Annotated in this window: 23 protein-coding genes; 17 read left to right on the top strand and 6 right to left on the bottom strand. The window is 33.7% G+C overall.

The window, feature by feature from the left end; all coding sequences use genetic code 11:
• Window positions 1-252: 252 nt before the first annotated feature.
• The 13 genes from ric (at window position 253) to P5P90_RS12670 (ending at window position 11,844) form a co-directional block, all read left to right on the top strand.
• Window positions 253-981, top strand: a complete 729-nt coding sequence (ric, locus tag P5P90_RS12730; RefSeq protein ID WP_278035028.1) for an iron-sulfur cluster repair di-iron protein — start codon at window positions 253-255, stop codon at window positions 979-981.
• A gap of 185 nt (window positions 982-1,166) precedes the next feature.
• Entirely contained in the window at window positions 1,167-3,257 is a 2,091-nt protein-coding gene (locus P5P90_RS12725) for a ribonucleoside triphosphate reductase (protein ID WP_278035027.1), read from the top strand.
• Window positions 3,258-3,359: 102 nt separating this feature from the next.
• The gene (gene nrdD, locus P5P90_RS12720) at window positions 3,360-3,524 is read left to right on the top strand and encodes an anaerobic ribonucleoside-triphosphate reductase (RefSeq protein ID WP_155960748.1); all 165 of its coding nucleotides are present in this window, start codon (window positions 3,360-3,362) and stop codon (window positions 3,522-3,524) included.
• The gene (locus P5P90_RS12715; RefSeq protein ID WP_278035026.1) at window positions 3,508-4,197 is read left to right on the top strand and encodes an anaerobic ribonucleoside-triphosphate reductase activating protein; all 690 of its coding nucleotides are present in this window, start codon (window positions 3,508-3,510) and stop codon (window positions 4,195-4,197) included. The genes nrdD and P5P90_RS12715 overlap by 17 nt, the downstream gene beginning before the upstream one ends.
• 11 nt (window positions 4,198-4,208) lie before the next feature.
• Window positions 4,209-4,658 (top strand): CopD family protein, encoded by a 450-nt coding sequence (locus P5P90_RS12710; protein WP_278035025.1) that lies wholly within the window; start codon window positions 4,209-4,211, stop codon window positions 4,656-4,658.
• 43 nt (window positions 4,659-4,701) lie between these two features.
• Window positions 4,702-5,913, top strand: a complete 1,212-nt coding sequence (locus P5P90_RS12705; protein ID WP_278035024.1) for a hypothetical protein — start codon at window positions 4,702-4,704, stop codon at window positions 5,911-5,913.
• Window positions 5,914-6,048: 135 nt separating this feature from the next.
• A complete protein-coding gene (locus tag P5P90_RS12700; RefSeq protein WP_278035023.1) occupies window positions 6,049-6,483 on the top strand; it encodes an RrF2 family transcriptional regulator in 435 nt (144 codons plus the stop codon).
• Between the two features lie 202 nt (window positions 6,484-6,685).
• Window positions 6,686-7,831, top strand: a complete 1,146-nt coding sequence (locus P5P90_RS12695) for a GAF domain-containing protein (RefSeq protein WP_278035022.1) — start codon at window positions 6,686-6,688, stop codon at window positions 7,829-7,831.
• A 453-nt stretch (window positions 7,832-8,284) separates the two neighbouring features.
• On the top strand, window positions 8,285-8,719 hold the full coding sequence (locus P5P90_RS12690; RefSeq protein ID WP_278035021.1) for an RrF2 family transcriptional regulator: 435 nt from the start codon (window positions 8,285-8,287) through the stop codon (window positions 8,717-8,719).
• A 69-nt stretch (window positions 8,720-8,788) separates the two neighbouring features.
• Entirely contained in the window at window positions 8,789-9,733 is a 945-nt protein-coding gene (gene nadA / locus P5P90_RS12685; RefSeq protein ID WP_278035020.1) for a quinolinate synthase NadA, read from the top strand.
• Window positions 9,733-11,367, top strand: coding sequence for an L-aspartate oxidase (gene nadB / locus P5P90_RS12680; RefSeq protein ID WP_278035019.1), 1,635 nt, complete (start codon window positions 9,733-9,735; stop codon window positions 11,365-11,367). Before nadA ends, nadB begins: the two co-directional genes overlap by 1 nt.
• Window positions 11,368-11,390: 23 nt before the next feature.
• Entirely contained in the window at window positions 11,391-11,588 is a 198-nt protein-coding gene (locus P5P90_RS12675; RefSeq protein WP_278035018.1) for a hypothetical protein, read from the top strand.
• Between the two features lie 25 nt (window positions 11,589-11,613).
• Window positions 11,614-11,844: a hypothetical protein gene (locus P5P90_RS12670; protein ID WP_278035017.1), complete on the top strand. Its 231-nt coding sequence runs from the start codon at window positions 11,614-11,616 to the stop codon at window positions 11,842-11,844.
• Window positions 11,845-11,898: 54 nt separating this feature from the next.
• Here P5P90_RS12670 and hemL read toward each other — a convergent pair whose 3' ends face one another.
• From hemL to P5P90_RS12650, 4 genes are all read right to left on the bottom strand, one after another.
• The gene (gene hemL, locus P5P90_RS12665) at window positions 11,899-13,185 is read right to left on the bottom strand and encodes a glutamate-1-semialdehyde 2,1-aminomutase (protein WP_278035016.1); all 1,287 of its coding nucleotides are present in this window, start codon (window positions 13,183-13,185) and stop codon (window positions 11,899-11,901) included.
• 101 nt (window positions 13,186-13,286) lie between these two features.
• On the bottom strand, window positions 13,287-14,105 hold the full coding sequence (locus P5P90_RS12660) for a glucosaminidase domain-containing protein (RefSeq protein WP_278035015.1): 819 nt from the start codon (window positions 14,103-14,105) through the stop codon (window positions 13,287-13,289).
• Window positions 14,098-14,994, bottom strand: coding sequence for a 1-aminocyclopropane-1-carboxylate deaminase/D-cysteine desulfhydrase (locus tag P5P90_RS12655; protein WP_278035014.1), 897 nt, complete (start codon window positions 14,992-14,994; stop codon window positions 14,098-14,100). The genes P5P90_RS12660 and P5P90_RS12655 overlap by 8 nt, the downstream gene beginning before the upstream one ends.
• Window positions 14,995-15,487: 493 nt before the next feature.
• Entirely contained in the window at window positions 15,488-15,823 is a 336-nt protein-coding gene (locus P5P90_RS12650; protein ID WP_278035013.1) for a hypothetical protein, read from the bottom strand.
• A 44-nt stretch (window positions 15,824-15,867) separates the two neighbouring features.
• On the opposite strand from P5P90_RS12650, the gene P5P90_RS12645 reads away from it, so the two are divergent.
• The 4 genes from P5P90_RS12645 (at window position 15,868) to P5P90_RS12630 (ending at window position 18,538) form a co-directional block, all read left to right on the top strand.
• Window positions 15,868-16,044, top strand: a complete 177-nt coding sequence (locus tag P5P90_RS12645; protein WP_278035012.1) for a C1orf53 family protein — start codon at window positions 15,868-15,870, stop codon at window positions 16,042-16,044.
• An 85-nt stretch (window positions 16,045-16,129) separates the two neighbouring features.
• Window positions 16,130-16,672, top strand: a complete 543-nt coding sequence (locus P5P90_RS12640) for a DUF4136 domain-containing protein (RefSeq protein ID WP_278035011.1) — start codon at window positions 16,130-16,132, stop codon at window positions 16,670-16,672.
• Window positions 16,673-16,860: 188 nt separating this feature from the next.
• Entirely contained in the window at window positions 16,861-18,105 is a 1,245-nt protein-coding gene (gene ilvA, locus P5P90_RS12635) for a threonine ammonia-lyase IlvA (RefSeq protein ID WP_278035010.1), read from the top strand.
• A gap of 34 nt (window positions 18,106-18,139) precedes the next feature.
• Window positions 18,140-18,538 carry a group III truncated hemoglobin gene (locus P5P90_RS12630; RefSeq protein WP_278035009.1) on the top strand — a complete coding sequence of 133 codons (399 nt, stop codon included), beginning with the start codon at window positions 18,140-18,142 and terminating at the stop codon, window positions 18,536-18,538.
• A gap of 3 nt (window positions 18,539-18,541) precedes the next feature.
• Here P5P90_RS12630 and P5P90_RS12625 read toward each other — a convergent pair whose 3' ends face one another.
• Window positions 18,542-19,165: a DUF4230 domain-containing protein gene (locus tag P5P90_RS12625; RefSeq protein WP_278035008.1), complete on the bottom strand. Its 624-nt coding sequence runs from the start codon at window positions 19,163-19,165 to the stop codon at window positions 18,542-18,544.
• 245 nt (window positions 19,166-19,410) lie between these two features.
• The gene (locus tag P5P90_RS12620) at window positions 19,411-19,920 is read right to left on the bottom strand and encodes a fibrobacter succinogenes major paralogous domain-containing protein (RefSeq protein ID WP_278035007.1); all 510 of its coding nucleotides are present in this window, start codon (window positions 19,918-19,920) and stop codon (window positions 19,411-19,413) included.
• Window positions 19,921-19,933: the final 13 nt, after the last annotated feature.

The raw sequence follows: 19,933 nt of genomic DNA, 5'->3' as shown, positions 1-19,933 counted from the left end.
ATTTGTCTTTTATTTGATATTACAAAGAAAAGGCTGATATGAAATTTAAAATATGATTTAAATCATATTCTGTCTTTTTTATTCTTCTTAAAATTACATTCTCAAATAAGAGTATCCAAAGCAATCCTAAACCATTAATTAAAAACGAATTAGAAAACAGAATTTCATATATAATAATTTAGGACAATTTTATCCTTTTTATTCAAAATCATTATTTATATCAAAAAAATTAAAACTTAAAAAACAACAATCATGGAAACATTAGAAAAAACAACAATCGGAGAATATGTAGCAAAAGATTTCAGAACAGCAGCCATTTTTTCAAAATATGGCATCGATTTTTGCTGCAAAGGAAACAGAACAATCGAAGAAGCCTGTGACAAAAAAGGACACGATTCTGAAACTATTTTAAACGAAATCAATGCCGTTTTAAACACTAAAAATGATAACAATATCGATTTTCAATCTTGGCCTCTGGATTTATTAGCCGATTATATCGAGAAAACCCATCATCGTTATGTAGAGGAAAAAACGCAAATCTTACTTCCTTTTTTAGACAAATTGTGCCGAGTACACGGAGCATCTCATCCTGAATTATTTGCCATCAATGAATTGTTCATTGGCTGTGCAGGTGAACTGGCGCAGCACATGAAAAAAGAAGAACTGATTTTATTTCCTTTTATCAAAAAAATGGTCAAAGCAACACTACAGGATGAGCTGGTAGAACAACCTCATTTTGGAACTGTCGAAAACCCTATAGCTATGATGATGCACGAACACGACGCCGAAGGGGAACGTTTTAGAAAAATAGCCGCGTTAACTAATGATTACACACCACCGGCAGATGCTTGTAATACCTATAAAGTAACATTCGCAATGCTTCAGGAATTCGAACAGGATTTACACAAACACATTCATTTGGAAAACAATATTTTATTTCCAAAAGCAGTCGAATTAGAGAAAAAATTTTCAGCTCAATAATAAAAACAAATAAGTAAACAGGAGATTCGTATTGAAAAAAAGTTAGACACAAATTTCACTGATTGTCACTAATTCTAATCAATTAAAATTTAAATGACACAAATTTCTATCTGCCTTTGGCAGATTCGTGTTGAAAATTTTTAAATGCGAATGACCTCATAATTAAACCAAAATCATCAAATGCTATGGAAAAATATGTTATCAAAAGAAACGGCGAATACAAGCCTTTTGAACCTTTTAAAATAAAAGACGCTATCGAAAAAAGCTTCCTGAGTGTTTCCATAGCAATTGATGAAAGTATTTTTGAAAATGTTATTCGGGACTTACAAACCAAAGAAACCTGGGCGGTAGAAGAAATTCAGGATTTAATCGAGAAAAATCTTTTCGAAAAAAAACATTTTGATGTTATGCGCTCTTTCATGTTGTTCCGTCATACCCGCAAACTGCAACGGGAACATATTGATGGTTTAAATGAAGACACCACTTATGTTGACAGCACCCAGACTATCGAAGAATACATTGAACAAACCGACTGGCGCATTAATGCCAATGCCAATACCTCCTACTCTAACGCGGGTTTGGTCAATAATGTGGCGGGAAAAATCATTGCTAATTATTGGCTAGATAAAGTTTATACCAAAGAAGAAGGTTATGCGCACCGCAACGGAGATATTCATATTCACGATTTGGATTGCCTGACTGGCTATTGTGCCGGCTGGAGTTTACGGGTATTATTGAACGAAGGTTTTAATGGAGTTCGCGGTCGTGTAGAAAGCAAAGCGCCTTCGCATTTCAGAGAAGCTCTGGGACAAATGGCTAATTTTCTGGGAATTTTACAAAGCGAATGGGCTGGCGCACAAGCTTTCAGTTCTTTCGATACTTACCTGGCGCCTTATGTCTTCAAAGACAATCTCTCTTTTGATGATGTACTCAAAGCGGTTCGCAGTTTTGTTTACAATTTGAATGTTCCTGCGCGTTGGGGACAATCGCCTTTTACTAACATTACTTTGGATTGGGTTGTTCCCGAAGATTTGAAAACGCAAATCCCAACTAAAAATGATTTACACTTTTTTGAAGGAAACTTTAATTATGATCTATTGGTCAGAGCCAAAGAACGAGGCGTAACTAAATTAACCGATTTGCGTTACGAGCATTTTCAAGCCGAAATGAACCTCATCAACAAAGCTTATTACACCGTAATGACCGAAGGCGACGCGAATGGACAGCCTTTTACTTTCCCGATTCCAACGGTAAATATCACCGAAGAATTTGATTGGAACGGCGAAAATACCGATTTACTTTTCGAAAATACAGCCAAAATTGGATCTTCCTATTTCCAGAATTTCATCGGGAGCCAATATGTTTTAGATGAAAACGGAAATAAATCGGAAAACCCGAATGCGTATAAACCCAATGCAGTGCGCTCCATGTGCTGTCGTTTGCAATTAGACTTACGCGAATTGTTAAAACGTGGAAACGGTCTTTTTGGAAGTGCCGAAATGACCGGAAGTATTGGTGTGGTGACCATCAATATGGCGCGTTTGGGTTATTTATTCAAAGGAAACAAAGCCGAATTATTTAAACAACTAGACCGATTATTATACATTTCGAAATCGACTTTAGAGAAAAAAAGAATCTTTATTCAGGAAATGTATGACCGAGGTTTGTATCCGTATACCAAACGTTATTTACAGCATTTCAGGAATCACTTTTCTACCATTGGTGTAAACGGAATCAACGAAATGATTGTGAATTTTTCCGAAAATCAAGATAGCATAACTTCCAACTCTGGAATTGCGTTGGCTTCTGAAATTCTGGATCACATTCGCAATCGAATGAAAGAATTTCAGGAAGAAACTGGAAATTTATACAATCTGGAAGCTACACCTGCCGAAGGAACCACTTATCGATTTGCCAAAGAAGACCGAAAACGATTTGCCGATATTTATCAGGCGGGACAGGAAGAAAATATTTATTATACCAATAGTTCACAAATTCCGGTAAATCATACCGAAGATCCATTTGAAGCCTTGTTTTTACAAGATGAATTACAATGTAAATACACTGGCGGAACCGTTCTGCACTTGTACATGAGTGAAAAAATCAGTTCGCCCGAAGCCTGTAAACAATTTGTAAAAAAGGTATTATCGAATTTCAAACTGCCTTATATTACCGTAACGCCGGTATTTAGTGTTTGTCCGGTACATGGTTATTTAACCGGCGAACATGAATATTGCCCAAAATGTGATGATCTTTTATTAATGCAACAAAGTTAAAAGTTATGAGTTAAGCGTCAGATATCTAAAAATTCGTAACTAACTCATAACACATAACTCATAACACATAACCCTTAACACATAACTTATAATCCATAAATCATGAAAACAGCCACTAATCCTATTTTAGAAGAAAAACAGCATTTAAGAACCAAATGCTTAGTGTACACCAGAGTAATGGGCTATCACCGACCTGTAGAAAGCTTCAACATTGGAAAAAAAGGAGAACACAAACAACGCACTCATTTCAATGAAGGAAAATGTTAGTACACCCATTTACAGCATAACTCCTTTCACGTTATTAGATTATGCGCATCAATCAGCCTGTATTCTTTGGTTTGCAGGCTGTAATATGCGCTGTTTGTATTGTTACAATCCCGAAATTGTTCTTGGAAAAGGAACTATTTCTTTCGAAAAAACACTCGCTTTTCTTCATTCGCGTAAAAATTTACTCGATGCCGTAGTTTTTAGCGGAGGTGAATGCTTGTTACACAAAAACATCACAGAGCTCATTTTTGAAGTCAAAAAAATGGGATTTCTGGTAAAAATTGACACTAACGGTTCCCAACCCAAAGTCTTAAAAACACTAATCGAAAACCAATTAATTGATTATATAGCTTTAGATTTTAAGGCTCTGCCCGAGCACTTCGAAAAAATAACCCAATCCACACTTTTTTCTGCTTTTGAAAAGTCCTTACATTTATTACTGGAAAGCCAGCTTCCGTTCGAGGTTCGTACTACTGTTCATTCGGAATTAATTAGAGAAAAAGACATTCAACTAATGATTGCGTATTTAGAAAATAAAAAATATTCTGGGAATTATTACATCCAGTATTTTGTAAATGATGTAAAAACCTTGGCCAAATTAGGACATTCGTTCCGGGAATTAGACAGTCAAAAACTCTCTACTTCAAAAATTAAAGTTTGTATTAGAAAATAATTTCTAAAAAAATGAATCATCATCTGCTATTAATCATTCATCTCTTAAGTGCCGCAATATGGGTTGGCGGACATTTATTACTTTGTTTTGCCTATTTACCTCAGGCATTCAGGGAAAAAGACCCAAAAATCATTTTAAATTACGAAAGGAAATACGAGGCAGTAGGAATGACTTCGCTCTTTTTCTTAGTAACTACCGGCATTATGATAGCTTACAAATACGGTGTGAGCATCCATTTTTGGTTTCAATTTGCTTCACCCATTGAGAAAGTTGTCTCTTCAAAATTGATTTTATTATTGCTAACCGTAGCCTTTGCATTAAGCGCACAATTTAGAGTGATACCAAGATTAAAAAATGATTCCACTCACTTAACCGAAATGATTTTTCATATTGTATCGGTGACAACAATTGGTGTTTTAATGCTTATTTTTGGATCATTCATACGATTTGGAGGTTTTTAAAAATTGCTACACCAATAGGCAATATTTATTTTAGAGGATAACTATGCAAAAATCTTGGCTTTTAACCTGCTTTTTCAATTTCTTTATTGCAGCATTCATGGGATTGCTGCTTCGGTTGCTCTATGTGTTCCCTGTTGAAATTATAAATTATCAGTTTTTATTACACGGACATTCTCATGTTGCCATGCTAGGCTGGGTTTATCTGATGATTTACAGTTTGATTGTTCATTTTTTTATTCCAAAAACAACACAACAAAAACCCGTTTACAACCGATTATTTTGGCTAACTGAAATAGCCGTTATTGGCATGATGTTTCGTTTTCCTGTTGAAGGATATGCTTTCTTTTCGATTGCATTTTCTACACTTCATATTTTTTGCAGTTATTATTTCTGCCGATTGGTATGGAAAGACGCCCATACCGATTCGCTACCGGAAAAATTACTTTTGAAAACTGCTTTATTTTTCATGATTTTATCGACTCTGGGGGTTTGGTGTTTGGGACCGGCAGTTGGATTGCTTGGTAAAGCCAGTGCTTTTTACCAAATTGCCATTCAGTTCTTCCTGCATTTCCAATTCAACGGATGGTTTCTTTTTGCCATTTTAGTCTTATTTTTTAATCAATTAAAAGCCAATACCAACGAAAAGCAATTTCGATTATTCTATAATTTACTGGTCACAGCCACCATTTTAACCCTGGCTCTGCCTATAAGTTGGTATCTTCCTAATCCTGTTTTCCATTGGATTAACAGCATCGGAGTTCTATTGCAACTGCTTTCTTTTATCATTTTTATTCAAATAATCCGACCTTATTTTCAAACTTTCTTCGCAGCTTTAAAACCCATTGAAAAACTGGTTTATGGCTTTGCGTTGACATCATTATTCTTAAAAGTGATTATCCAATTAGTGGTTTTAATTCCTGAATTGGCCCAAATTTCACATCAGATTCGAAATTTTGTAATTGGTTATATTCACCTGACTATGTTAGGGGTTATCAGCGGTTTTTTGTTTGCTTTTCTCTTTAAAAATTCTTTTTTAAACGGACAGAAAAAATTATCCAATTGGGGAATAAAACTATTCATTTTAGGTTTTGTACTAACCGAATTGCTGTTATTTGGACAAGGCATTTATCTCTTTTTAGGCAAGGGACAATTCCCTATGTATTTCCAGAATCTGTTTTGGGCCAGTATCTTTTTACCAACAGGACTTTTAATGCTCATTATGAATCAATGCAAGATATCGTTCAAAAAAAGATAGAAATATTTCACAAATTAACTTGACCAAAATACCATTAAATAAATTTATATTAAAAAGTTTGAAAATCAATCCGCATGATAATAGTCATAAAAGGAGCAAACTTATTTCTATAAATTTATACAAAAAAAGCAAGTTATGTTTTCTAAAACCTGTGAATATGGTATTCGTGCCACAATTTTTATAGCTTCCCAATCGTATCAGAATCATCGGGTGGGACTGAAAGATATTGCAAAAAAAATAGATTCCCCAGAGGCTTTTACCGCCAAAATCCTGCAAATACTTTCCAAAAATAATATTATTCATTCTATCAAAGGAGTTGGTGGTGGTTTTGATATTCCGAAAGACATGATGAAGCAAATCACCTTGGCTCAGATAGTAATAGCCTTAGAAGGAAATCAGGTTTTTACTGGCTGCGGACTGGGATTACACCATTGTTCTGAAGAACATCCCTGCCCGGTTCACGAAAAATTCAAATTCATTCGCAATGAATTATCATATATGCTTGAAACTACCAATCTTGAAGAATTGGCACAAGGAATTAAATCCGGAGACACTTTTTTGAGATATTAATTCACAAAAACGATAATCTCTTAGCATAAAAAACGAATTCTATTTCGATAAATTACTAACACTTATAGCAATACAAATAATTGAAATAAAAAATTCTAAAAAACAACTTAAAAACATACTTTTTTTAGTAAATTTACTATAATAATCCCTTAAAAAACTTAGGAATTGGCAGACATTCAACAAAAAATTAATTTCATGAAATATGAATGAGCTATCAAGATTAAAAGAATTATACCGTTACCACATCCTCGATACTAAGCCCGAAGCAGAGTTGGATGAATTAGCAGAAATTGCATCGGTAATTTGTGACACTCCCATGTCCTTAATTACCATGGTAGACAAAGACCGTTCCTGGCACAAATCAACATATGGCCTTAATGTAGAACAAGTCAGAAGAAAAGACTCTTTCTGCCAACATACAATAAACAATCCTTCCGAAATTTTGATTGTTGAAGATGCTCAATTAGATAAAAAATTCGTAGATAATCCCTTTACCAAAGGAGAGAATGCAATACGTTTTTATGCCGGAGCGCCTTTAGTCACTCCTAAAGGATACGTATTAGGAACCCTTTGTGTAGTAGACACTAAACCCCGAAAAATAACAACCATTCAAAAAAGAGCCCTGCAAATTCTCTCAAAAAAAGCAATGGATTATCTTAATTCCAGAAAGTTAATCTTACTACAAAACAATAATATCGAGTTGAATGCTCTCAAATTAAAAAAACTTACCGACTTTGCTCCTTGTATTATTTTTCAGCTACACATGTCTAAAAATGGCAAAATCAAAATTGACTTTTTAAGCCAAGTAATTAATAGTGCAATTTCAAATTTTGACTCAGAACTTTTGAAAAAATCTTCTAAATTATTTTTTGATAATATCCATCCGGACGATTTGCCTTATGTTAAACAAAGTATCAAAGAATCATCTAATAATCTTACCGAATGGCATATTGCTTACAGGGTCAAAATTTCTGAGGATAAAACAGAATGGCATTTGGGCAGAGCTTTACCAGAAAAAACAAAAGACGGTAATGTTATTTGGTATGGTACTATTCAAAACATAACCAATTACATTGAATATGAAAAAACAATGGAGCAAATTATGTTTGACATTTCTCATGTTTTAAGAAAACCTGTAGCCAATCTTTTAGGATTGACCACTATGATTGAAAATGAAAATTTTAACGAAATCAATTTCAGAGAGTATATAGATTACATTAAAACTGTATCTAACGAACTCGATAACTTCACCCGAAAATTAAATGAAACTTATAGTTTGAAAAACAAAAAAATAGCTGATAAAAGCAACACTTTACCGAAAGCAGGAAGCAAAAAGAAAGACAACTAAAGAATATTTATATCCTCATCAGAAAACGGTCAATTAACTCAAAGAGAACCTAAAAATAATTGACAACTTTCGGATAAAATCATATTAACCCGCGGGATTTCTTTGCTTTTTTTAATTTCTGAAACCGGCGTGTTCACCTTCCAACTTAAATAAGAGGCCTTTAGAATTTGAAAATATTCATAGAGTCTTTAAGCATTTTCAAATTTAATATTCGGAATCAGCCCTTGTAATATTAGCAAAGTGAATAACATTTTATACAATCAGAAATAAAGCTATTGATATTAGATTTTCTGCTATTTACAAAAGAGAAACCTACATAATCTCATTACAACTACCATTTTCTTAACTAATACGTTTTAATACGTATTTTGAGAACATAATTAAATCACATAAATACTGAAAATTGAGTCGAATAATAACGCTTATTTTCTATAAATTTGTAAAAAACTAATTATGTTCTCTAAAACCTGCGAATATGGGATTCGAGCAACTATTTTTATTGCATCGGAATCCTATCAAAACAATAGAGTCGGACTGAAAGATATTGCCAAAAAGATAGATTCTCCAGAGGCTTTTACTGCTAAGATTTTACAGATTTTAACTAAAAGCAATATTATCAATTCGATCAAAGGTGTGGGTGGCGGATTTGAAATTCCAAAAGAAAAAATGAGCCAAATCAAATTGTCTCAGATTGTAACCGCACTCGAAGGTGATGCTGTTTTTACAGGATGTGGTTTGGGTTTAAGCCATTGCTCAGAAACGCACCCTTGTCCGGTACATGAAAAATTCAAATCTATCCGAAATGAATTGGCTTTTATGTTAAAAAATACTAATTTGGAGGAATTAGCAATGGGAATTAAATCAGGAGATACTTTTTTAAGGTATTAACTTTTTAAACTAAATTAGCTTTACAAAACAACAACATATTACAATTAAACACTTGTTATCAATATTAAAATGGATACAAACAAAATAAAAGACCTGAAAGAAAGAATATTAAAATTAAAAAAAGAGAAAAATGCGGTTCTTTTAGCGCATTATTATCAGGAAAATGATATTCAGGATATCGCGGATTATGTAGGGGACAGCTTGGGATTATCACAAGAAGCAATGAAAGTGGATGCCGATATTATTCTTTTTGCAGGAGTCCATTTTATGGCAGAAACGGCCAAAATTTTAAATCCAAACAAAAAAGTAATCCTTCCCGATGTGAATGCAGGATGTTCTTTAGCAGAATCTTGTCCTCCGGATTTATTCAAAGAATTTATCGATCAGCATCCTGACCATACGGTTATAACTTATGTAAATTGTTCTGCCGAAGTAAAAGCATTGACTGACATTGTGGTTACTTCTGCAAATGCAGTGAAAATTGTAGAATCGATTCCAAAAGACAAGCCAATTATCTTTGCTCCGGACAAAAATTTAGGAAAATATGTGATGAGCAAAACAGGTCGTGACATGTTACTTTGGGATGGTTCCTGCGTAGTACACGAAGCTTTTTCATTGGATAAATTAATCGAATTACACAAACAACATCCAGATGCAAAAATCATTGCGCATCCGGAATCTGAAACTCATATCCTGGCTACTGCAAGCTATATTGGTTCGACTTCAGGAATGATTGATTATGTAAAAAATAATCCTAACAATAAATTTATTGTAGCTACTGAATTTGGTATTTTACACAAAATGCAACAGGAAGTGCCTGATAAAATCTTAATTCCAGCTCCGGCAAAAGAAGACAATACTTGTGCCTGCAGCGAATGTGGTTACATGAAAATGAACACCCTGCAAAAAGTATACGACTGCTTAGTAAATGAAAGTCCTGAAGTTCACGTAGCAGAAGATATTATCCAAAAAGCATTAATTCCAATTGAGAGAATGCTTGAATTATCTAAATAATGACAAATACCAATTACTTGATTATAGGTTCTGGTGTTGCCGGTTTGACATTTGCGCTTCGAATAGCAGAACAATTTCCTGACAAAAAGATAACCATTGTAACAAAGGCCAATGCCGACGAATCAAATACCAAATATGCCCAGGGTGGCATAGCCATTGTTACCGATAAAAACGAAGATTCATACCAAAAACACATCGAAGACACTTTGATTTGTGGTGATGGATTATGTGATGAAGTCGTTGTAAAAATGGTCGTTACCGAAGGTCCGAAGCGATTAAAAGAATTAATTGAATGGGGAGCTAAATTTGATAAAAACTCCGATGGCAACCTCAATTTAGGCAAAGAAGGAGGACATTCTGAAAATCGTGTGGTACATCACAAAGACCAAACCGGTCATGAGATTGAACGCGCTATTTTGATGCAGGTTTATCAAAAAGACAATATTACGGTTCTGGATCATCATTTTGCAGCCGATTTAATTACAGCCGATAATTACTGTTTAGGAGCAATTGTTCTGGACGAAAAAACTAAACAAATAAGCACTTACCTATCTGATATCACACTATTAGCTACTGGCGGAATAGGACATCTTTACGGACACACCACTAATCCGGTAATAGCAACCGGAGACGGAATCGCAATGGCATATAGAGCGCACGCCAAGATTAAAGAAATGGAATTCATCCAATTTCATCCTACCGCTTTCTATGACACATCTACTGGTTCAAAATTTTTAATTTCTGAAGCAGTTCGTGGTTTTGGTGCTTATTTGCGTACCAAAAAAGGACATCGCTTTATGATTGATTATGATGCCCGTGAAGAATTGGCATCCAGAGATATTGTATCCCAAAGCATTGATTTGGAACTAAAAAAATCAGGTGATGATTGTGTCTATTTAGACTGTACTCATCTGGATATAGAAGCTTTCAAAAAGCATTTCCCAATGATTTACAATCATTGCCTAAAAGCAGGAATTGATATTGCAAAAGACTGGATTCCTGTAGTTCCTGCTCAACATTACATTTGTGGCGGAATTGTAGTTGACACTGACGGAAAAACATCGGTAAACAATTTATTTGCCTGTGGCGAATGCTCACAAACCGGCTTGCACGGAGCTAACCGGCTAGCATCCAACTCATTGTTAGAAGCATTAGTCTATTCGAGCAGAATTTACGAATACCTGGCCAATCCTAATTTAGAAATAAAAACAATAAAAAAGGATATTCAGGAAATAGACGCAACAGAAAAACCGGAAATTGAAACTAACTATTTAGTAAAATTAAAAGCAAATCTTCAGCATTTAATGAGACAAAATGCAGGTATTGTTAGATATGACTCGGATTTGATTAAAGCTAAAGAACAACTTTTAAACTGGAAACAAGAAATAGAAGCAATTGGTAAAACACATCAAATCAACACTTCCTATTACGAATTATTAAACATGATTACCATAGGATATTTGATTGTAACCCAATCTATTGAAAGACATGAAAATCGTGGTGGTTTTGTAAAATTCGAATCAGCTTCATTCGTCAAAAAAATTCCTAAGTCAATTTTAGTATTTAAAAATCATTCAATATTTTTTTTATTAATAATTAAACCTTTTACTCTTTTTATTATCTTACTGCAATAACTTTTAACATAAATCCAGAAAAAATGAAAAAATTAATTATTGCCGCATTATTAGTTGTTGGAGTATCCAGTTTTGCTCAAGACAACAATGACAGACCACAAAGAGGTAACATGGGAAACATGACTCCTGAACAGCGTACAGAACAACGTGTTGCAAGAATGACTAAAGATTTAAACTTAGACGCTGAAACAACAGGAACAGCTAAAACAACTTTACGCTGACGAAGCTAAAAACAGAGAAGCCAGAATGGCCGAAATGAAAGATAAAAAAGGTCAAGGCAGAGGAGAAATGATGGCTGAACAAAGAAAAGCAATGGAAGGAAAAATGGCTGCTATCTTAACTCCTGAGCAATTGGCAAAATGGAAAAGCAATCAGGAAAAAATGCAACAAAGAATGCAACAAAGAATGAATGAGAGACAAGGTGGAGGAATGGGAGATGACAGACCACAAGGTGGTGGCGGTAATATGGAAAACTAATAAAAAAAAGCTTCGAGAGATAACTCGAAGCTTTTTTTTGCTCTTTAGTTATTTTTATAATGTTTTCGAAACTTTATCAATTGCATTGATTGTAAAATCCAAATCTTCATAAGTTAAAGCATCTGTTATGAACCAGGTTTCATAAGCTGAAGGCGCAATGTAAACACCTTCCTGCAATAAACCGTGGAAGAATTTCTTAAACGTATCATTATCTCCTTTTGCCGCAGTTTGAAAATCGACAACAGGACTGGCATCAAAATGCACCGAAATCATAGAACCAACTCTATTAATAGTATAAACAATATTATTTGCCTTTAATACTTTATGAATTCCAGCTTCTAAATAAGCTGTTTTTTCTTCTAATCTTTGAAAAATAGCCGCATCATTATTTAAAGATTCCAACATCGCTTTACCGGCAGCCATAGCTAATGGATTTCCTGATAAAGTTCCCGCCTGATAAACAGGTCCAAGTGGAGCCAAATAATTCATGATTTCTTCACGGGCAGCAAATGCACCTACCGGCAATCCACCACCAATTACTTTTCCGAAACAAACAATATCAGCATTGATATTTAGCAATTCCTGAGCACCACCTTTGGCTAATCGGAAACCGGTCATTACCTCATCAAAAATCAGTAAAATTCCGTTTTCAGAACACAATTGACGTACACCTTCTAAAAAACCTTTGATTGGCGGTACACAACCCATATTTCCGGCAACCGGCTCTACAATAATTGCTGCAATTTCGTTAGGATTCGCTTCGATTAAACTACGTACATTTTCTAAATCATTGTATTTAGCCAATAAAGTATCCTTAGCTGTTCCTGCAGTAACACCTGGGCTGTTAGGAGTTCCAAAAGTCATTGCACCACTTCCGGCCTGAATCAGGAAAGAATCAGAATGTCCGTGATAGCAACCTGAAAACTTAATGATTTTATCTCTTTTTGTAAATCCACGCGCTAATCTTACCGCACTCATACAGGCTTCGGTACCTGAATTTACAAAACGAATTTTATCAATATTAGGAACCATCGATACTGCCAAAGCAGCAATTTGAGTTTCCAATTCAGTAGGCATCCCAAAAGAAGTTCCTAGTTTAGCTTTCTCAGTTACCGCCTGAACTACCGGTTCGAAAGCATGTCCCAAAATCATTGGCCCCCAGGAATTAATATAATCAATCAATCGGTTTCCGTCTTCATCATACAAATAAGCCCCTTTGGCTTGTTTTACAAAAATAGGCGTTCCCCCTACTGATTTGAATGCTCTAACTGGCGAATTTACTCCTCCCGGAATTACTTTTTCTGCTTCAGCAAAAAGCTGACTACTTCTTTGATATAACATTTAATTTGTAATTTCTAATTTGTAATTGTAGACATCGTTATCATTTTTCATAATAATCCCTTCAACGTCTAGCACTTAACCTTCTTAATTCTTAATTCTCCCTAATTTACTTTCAATTTCTGACCTATATAAAGTGTATTATCAGACAATTTATTTTTTTGCTTTAAATCCTCAACTAAAAGGTTGTATTTTTTAGATATCGAATATAATGTATCTCCTTTTTGAACTTCATAGTACCCTTCGCTTCTGGAACTTACACTTGATATTCGCTCACTTTTATTCTCATTAGCAACATATTTTTTACCGAGAACCTGTGCGTCATATTGAGCCAAATCGTAACGCTCAATATAAGAAATTAACTTTTCAGGATAACTAGGATCTGTTGCATATCCGGCTTTTCTTAAACCTCTTGCCCAAGCTTCATAATCATCTTTGTCTAGTTCAAACAAACTAGCATATCTTGTTTTTCCTTTTAAAAAAAGGGCATGATCGCGATAAGACTCTGCTACTTTATTGTATTTCCGAAAGCATTCTTGCTTTTCATCATCATCATGCTTTACACTGTCTCCTGTCCAATCTGAATGGCATTTAATCCCAAAATGATTATTAGCACTCATTGCCAATTCTCCTCTCCCCGCCCCAGACTCTAAAATTCCCTGTGCCAAAATAATACTTGCAGGAATACCATAATTTTTCATATTACTCATGGCTACATCCTTGTATTGTAAGACATAATTACTAACAACACTATTGGTAACTGTAGTTCTAGAGGAAGAAACAATTACTTCATCCTTTTTTTGATTTGTTTTTTTGTTTTTTGAAGAATAGGAATTATTTTTAGTTGAACCAATTGGAGATTTGGTAGTATGACAACTAACAAGCATCAAAATAATCCATAAGAGTAGGCTTTTCTTAAACATCAACAGTTAGTATTGGTAAATTCTTATTTTTTAATTTAACATTCATTCCGTAAATTCCTTGTAAACCGCCAGTATGAATAAGCAAAATATTCGAATATGCAGGAAAATAATTCTTTTGAATCAAGTCGAAAACACCATACACCATTTTCCCAGTATATACAGGATCTAACGGAATTTTAGTATCTTGATAAAATTGATTAATAAAATGAATTAATTCTTCATTTACCTTACCATATCCACCAAAATGATACTTAGTATTGAGCTCCCAATTTTCATTCTGCACAAAAATACGGATTTCATCTTGTAAAAAATCGCCTTTAAGAGCTGGAAATCCCATTACTTTTTGATGTGGCAAGGTGCTATTAATAATACCCGAAATCGTTCCGCCTGTTCCCACAGCACAACAAATATAATCAAACTTACTATCTTCTGGTGTTAAAATCTCCTCACAGCCTTTTACAGCTTGAGGATTCGTGCCACCTTCAGGAACCAAATAAAAATCACCAAAATGTTTTTGTATACTCGTCAAAAAAGAAGTTTCTTTTTTTAAACGATACACTTCGCGGGAAACAAATTCAAATTGCATTCCGCATTCCTGAGCAAATTGAAGCGTAGGATTGTTTTCTATTTTATCTCGTAATTCATCACCTCTAATAATACCTATAGATTGAAAACCATTTTCCTGAGCAGCATAAGCTACGGCAGCAATGTGATTTGAAAAAGCACCACCAAAAGTGAGTAGTGTTTTTTTATTTTCACATTTTGCTTGAAGCAAATTGTATTTTAATTTCCTAAACTTATTTCCCGAAACAACAGGATGCAATAAATCATCCCTTTTGATGGTAACCGAAATGGAATTAGGAAATTGTATTTGTACTTCTTGATTCAAAACTTATAATTTTTGCAAAGGTAAAACTTCTAAGGATTCACCATCCTTTTCGACCTCAAATTCATAAATTATTTTCAATTTAAACTTTGAGAACTTTACAACATTATTTTTGCCACAGACCTGCCTCGCTGGCAGGCGGGTTACACAGATTATCACAGATTTTTTTTGTCTTCTTTGCTGTTAATAACTGCCACGAATGCACTAATTGATTTTTAAAATCTTTGAGTTCAAAATTCCACGGATTTATATTTTCATAAATGAAAATAAACTTATCTAAACTTTACATCGTTATTTACACCACAGATTAAAAGGATTTCACCAAAGTTTTCATTGATGAAAACAACTTAAAAGTACTTAACTGCTTTTTAAACTTTCAACATACGTATATGACTTATATGTTTAAAAAATTGCACGCAGATTTTGCAGATAAACGCCGATTTTTTTCTTAGTGCGCTTTGTAAAAACTTTTTCTTCTTTGCGGTTAAAATCATTTTTAGGACTTTCTCAAATACCTTAAAAAACTAAAAAGCTTTCTTTTTTTAAGATATTCTAAATCAGTCTCATTGCTATAGGCCTCTCTTTCAAAAGAAATACTTCGATAGGCATGATTTTTGTTGTTGTATTTTAACAACAAAAACAGATATTCTGTACCATACCAAATAAAAAAAGGAAAAAGTAACATTTCTATTTGTTGTTGTAAATGAATACGTTCATGATTGATTAAAACAGCATTAGATTTGTCTTCTTTGTATTTTAAAATCACAAAGGGATACAGAGTTAAACCACGAAATCCTTTGGGTATTAAATACTTGTTAACGAAGAGAAACATTGCGTTTTAAATTTTAAATTTGTAGAAATGAACAACAAAAATTAATGATTGGGCAAAGTAATGAAAATAAATTAATAGAAGGTGAAGATTTCTATTACACTCCAGAAGGATACAAATGTTTTACAGAAAAATATCATTTAAAAAGAGGTTATTGTTGTAAAAGCGGTTGTCGACATTGTCCTTATGGATATGATAAAAAAACAGGAACAAACAAGAAATAGAGGTATTAACAAAACTTTTTCCTGTTTTATAGTTCAAATAAACACCTAAATTTTAATTATAGATTAATAATCAAAAAATTGCACTATGAAAACAATAAAAATACTACCGCTCTTATTTCTTTTTCTATTCAATGCCTGTAGTTCTGTAAGAGTAAATTCTGACTACGATAGCCATGTAGATTTTAAACAATACAAAACCTATGCCTTCCATAAAAAAGGAATTGACAAAGTTGAAATATCTGATTTAGATAAAAGAAGAATTTTACACGCAATAGACAATTCGTTAAGCCAAAAAGGAATGACTAAAAGTGATAACCCAGATTTACTCATTAATTTTTTCACTAAAGAAAGAGAACAAATTGATGTAAACCAATTCAATATGGGTTGGGGTTATGGCTGGGGATGGGGATGGAATCCTTATTTTTGGGGTGGAGGAAACACCTTTGTCTCTTCTTCAACTCAAGGAACTCTTTTCATCGACTTAATTGATACCAAGAAAAAAGAATTGGTTTGGCAAGGACAAGGAATAGGAACTCTTTCGGAAAACAGAATAGAAAAGGAAAAACAGATTAATGACTTTGTATCAAAAATCTTAGCACAATTCCCTCCTGGAGAAGAAAAAAAATAGGACTTTTATATTGATCCAAATAATTACGCTATCTTTGTAGACAGAAAATCAAACATGAAAAACACGTTTAACATTCAAATCTCAATTATCATTATTATTCCATAATAATGCAGGAGGTTTATGTAAATCAATTATAGTATTACAATTTATAAAACCTCCTACAAAGGAGGTTTTTTTATTTAGAAGACATGGATTTATTTCAACAAATACAAGAAGCAAAAAAACAATTAGAAGGTGTCGTAATGCAAACACCTTTGACCGAAAATTTAAATCTTTCTAATGAATTTAATACTCGCATTTTATTAAAAAGAGAGGATTTACAAACGGTTCGTTCTTATAAAATAAGAGGTGCTTACAATAAAATCAGCACACTAAGTCCTGGAGAAAAAGCGCAAGGGGTAATTTGCGCCAGTGCTGGAAACCATGCTCAGGGCGTAGCATATTCCTGTAAATTACTTCAAATAAAAGGCAAAATATACATGCCTAAAACCACTCCGAAACAAAAAGTAAAACAAGTAACTCTTTTTGGAGGTTCCTTTGTTGAAATTGTGCTTACAGGAGATACTTTTGACGATGCTTATGCAGCTGCAATGATAGATGCCACTACTAACAAAATGGCTTTTATTCACCCATTTGACGATGAAAAAGTAATTGCTGGTCAAGGAACAGTAGGTTTAGAAATTTTAGAAAGTTACACTCAGCCTATTGATTATGTTTTTGTTCCACTGGGCGGCGGAGGATTATCTGCAGGACTTTCAGAAGTATTCAAACATTTGAGTCCTAAAACTAAAATCATAGGAATCGAACCTGAAGGAGCACCTTCGATGAAGACTTCAATTGCCAATGGCGAAGTAACCGTTTTGGAAAACATCAACAAGTTTGTAGATGGAGCCGCCGTGAAACAAGTAGGGAAAATCACTTTTGAAATCTGCAAAAAAAACCTAAGTGATATCATTTTAGTTCCTGAAGGAAAAGTGTGTACCACTATTTTACGTTTATACAATGAAGAAGCAATGGTAGTAGAACCTGCTGGTGCATTGTCTATTGCCGCTTTGGATTTTTATAAAGAAGAAATCAAAGGAAAAACAGTTGTTTGTATCGTAAGCGGAAGCAACAACGATATTGAACGTACTGCCGAAATCAAAGAACGTTCTTTACTTTACGAAGGATTGATGCATTATTTTATGATCCAATTTCCGCAACGTCCCGGAGCATTAAAAGAATTTGTTAATGACATTTTAGGACCTGAAGACGACATTACCTATTTCCAGTTTACTAAAAAAAACAATCGTGAGGTAGGCCCAGCAGTTGTAGGTCTTGAATTGAAAAACAGAAACGACATTGTTGCTATCAAAACAAAAATGAAAGAAAAAGGTTTTCAGTATGAATACCTAAACGAAAAACAAGATTTATTCAACCAATTAATCGGTTAAGAACCTCAAAATTCTAATCTCAAATTTAAAAAAAATGACAGCATTAAGCGATATCAAAACTCTTGACGACATCAAATTATTGGTTGACACCTTCTATGGAAAAGTGCAAAAAGACACACTTATTGGCCCAATTTTTAATGAAAAAATTGGCAACAATTGGCCTTCACATTTAGAAAGAATGTATCGCTTTTGGCAAACTATCTTACTGGAAGAACATACCTATTCAGGAAGTCCTTTTCCTCCTCATAAACATCTGCCTGTAGAAAAAACACATTTTAATCGTTGGATGGAAATTTTTACCGAAACCATTGATAGTCTTTATACCGGAGCATTAGCCGAAGAAGCTAAACTTCGTGCTAAAAACATGGCTGAAATGTTCTTTTACAAAATAGAATACTTTAGAACAGGAGGTCGCAATTTTTTTGAAAGTTGATCACTATAATTTAATATTTTGTCTTAAATCAGTTTCGTTTTCAATTACTTTGTTTTCGTATTGCAACTTCCAACCCATGCTATTGGTTAAAATCAGCATTTTAGAAAGTTCGGAAATCAAGCGGTTTTGAGCATTTTTCTTTAAGGAAGATTTTTCAATTTTTTTGGCCAAATTAGCTCTAACCTGTTTGTTGATTTTATTGTAATCTTCTCCTGTAAAAGGATTCAATTTGCTTTGTTCTACATCATAAAACTGAATATCTGGACTAATTTTGATTTCTTCCTTTGGTATATTCAAAATAGTGATTGTTTTATTTGCTTCATCAATATCGTATTTCATTTGATGCAAATCGTAGGCTACCGTCACATCCGCATTAACAACTAAAAGTGCTTTCTTTTCAAATGAAAGCATATTCATCAAATATTTTTGTTGGTTCTTATACGTAATCACCTCAGCAAAATGCCCTTCGGTTACGACTAATTTCCCCACATTTACAATTTGCTGCTGGATTAAGTTAGTATTATAGCTAATACCTGCCGATTCATCCTCTTTCTTGAAATCACAGTATTTGAATAATAAGACTATTATTGCTATTAGTACTATCCCTAAAAGTATTTTTCTTTGCATTTATGTTTTTTTATAAAAGTATTAAAAATACCAAACACCAGAAACATCATTTCTAATAAAAATAAATGGGTTCAAATACACAATAACTACTAAATCATTAATCCTTTATACATCGAACTGAAAATCCATTCCCTTTAAAACTAGAGGCTGAATCAAAAGGAGAATTATCCATTGATAAATTTCTATTCAAGCCTAAACCATCAGATTCGGAAGAACTCCACCAATATCCATAAAAACTCAAATCTTCATAAGACCCTTCGGGTGTTATTTTTTCTTCCCGGATAACCCGAAAAACCGCTCACATTACTTCCTCCTTCATAAACTTCCCAACCTATACGTAGCGAATCACTTTTTAATTTATCTGTCGCTAATTTTGTACCTCCAAGAAAATTAGCTAAAATAGTCCATTCCTTATCTGATGGAATATGCCATCCTTTAGGAGCAAAACCTCTTTTATCGGTAATGGCATACCAGTTATATAGATTTCCATAGTCTTTAATATCCGAAGATTTGTCCCATGAAATAAACATTGGCTTTCCTTCCTTTCCTGCTTTTATCCAATCTTCTACATTTTTAGCCTCAGGAATTAGATCTCCGTTTTGAAAAGTGGTTGTCTTCACATTCTCGGACATCCAAATTTGAGTGCCAATTTTTACTGTTTTGTAAACAATGCCATTTTTATCTGTCACCTGTGCATTAATTGAAAAACCGATAAAGTAAACTGTCATTGTAATTAATAAGATTTTTGCTTTCATTTTTTTTAAATAT

The sequence above is a fragment of the Flavobacterium nitratireducens genome, from assembly GCF_029625335.1.
Classification (GTDB): domain Bacteria; phylum Bacteroidota; class Bacteroidia; order Flavobacteriales; family Flavobacteriaceae; genus Flavobacterium; species Flavobacterium nitratireducens.
Note: the sequence above shows the minus strand (reverse complement) of the source record. Positions and strands in the feature narration are given on the sequence as shown.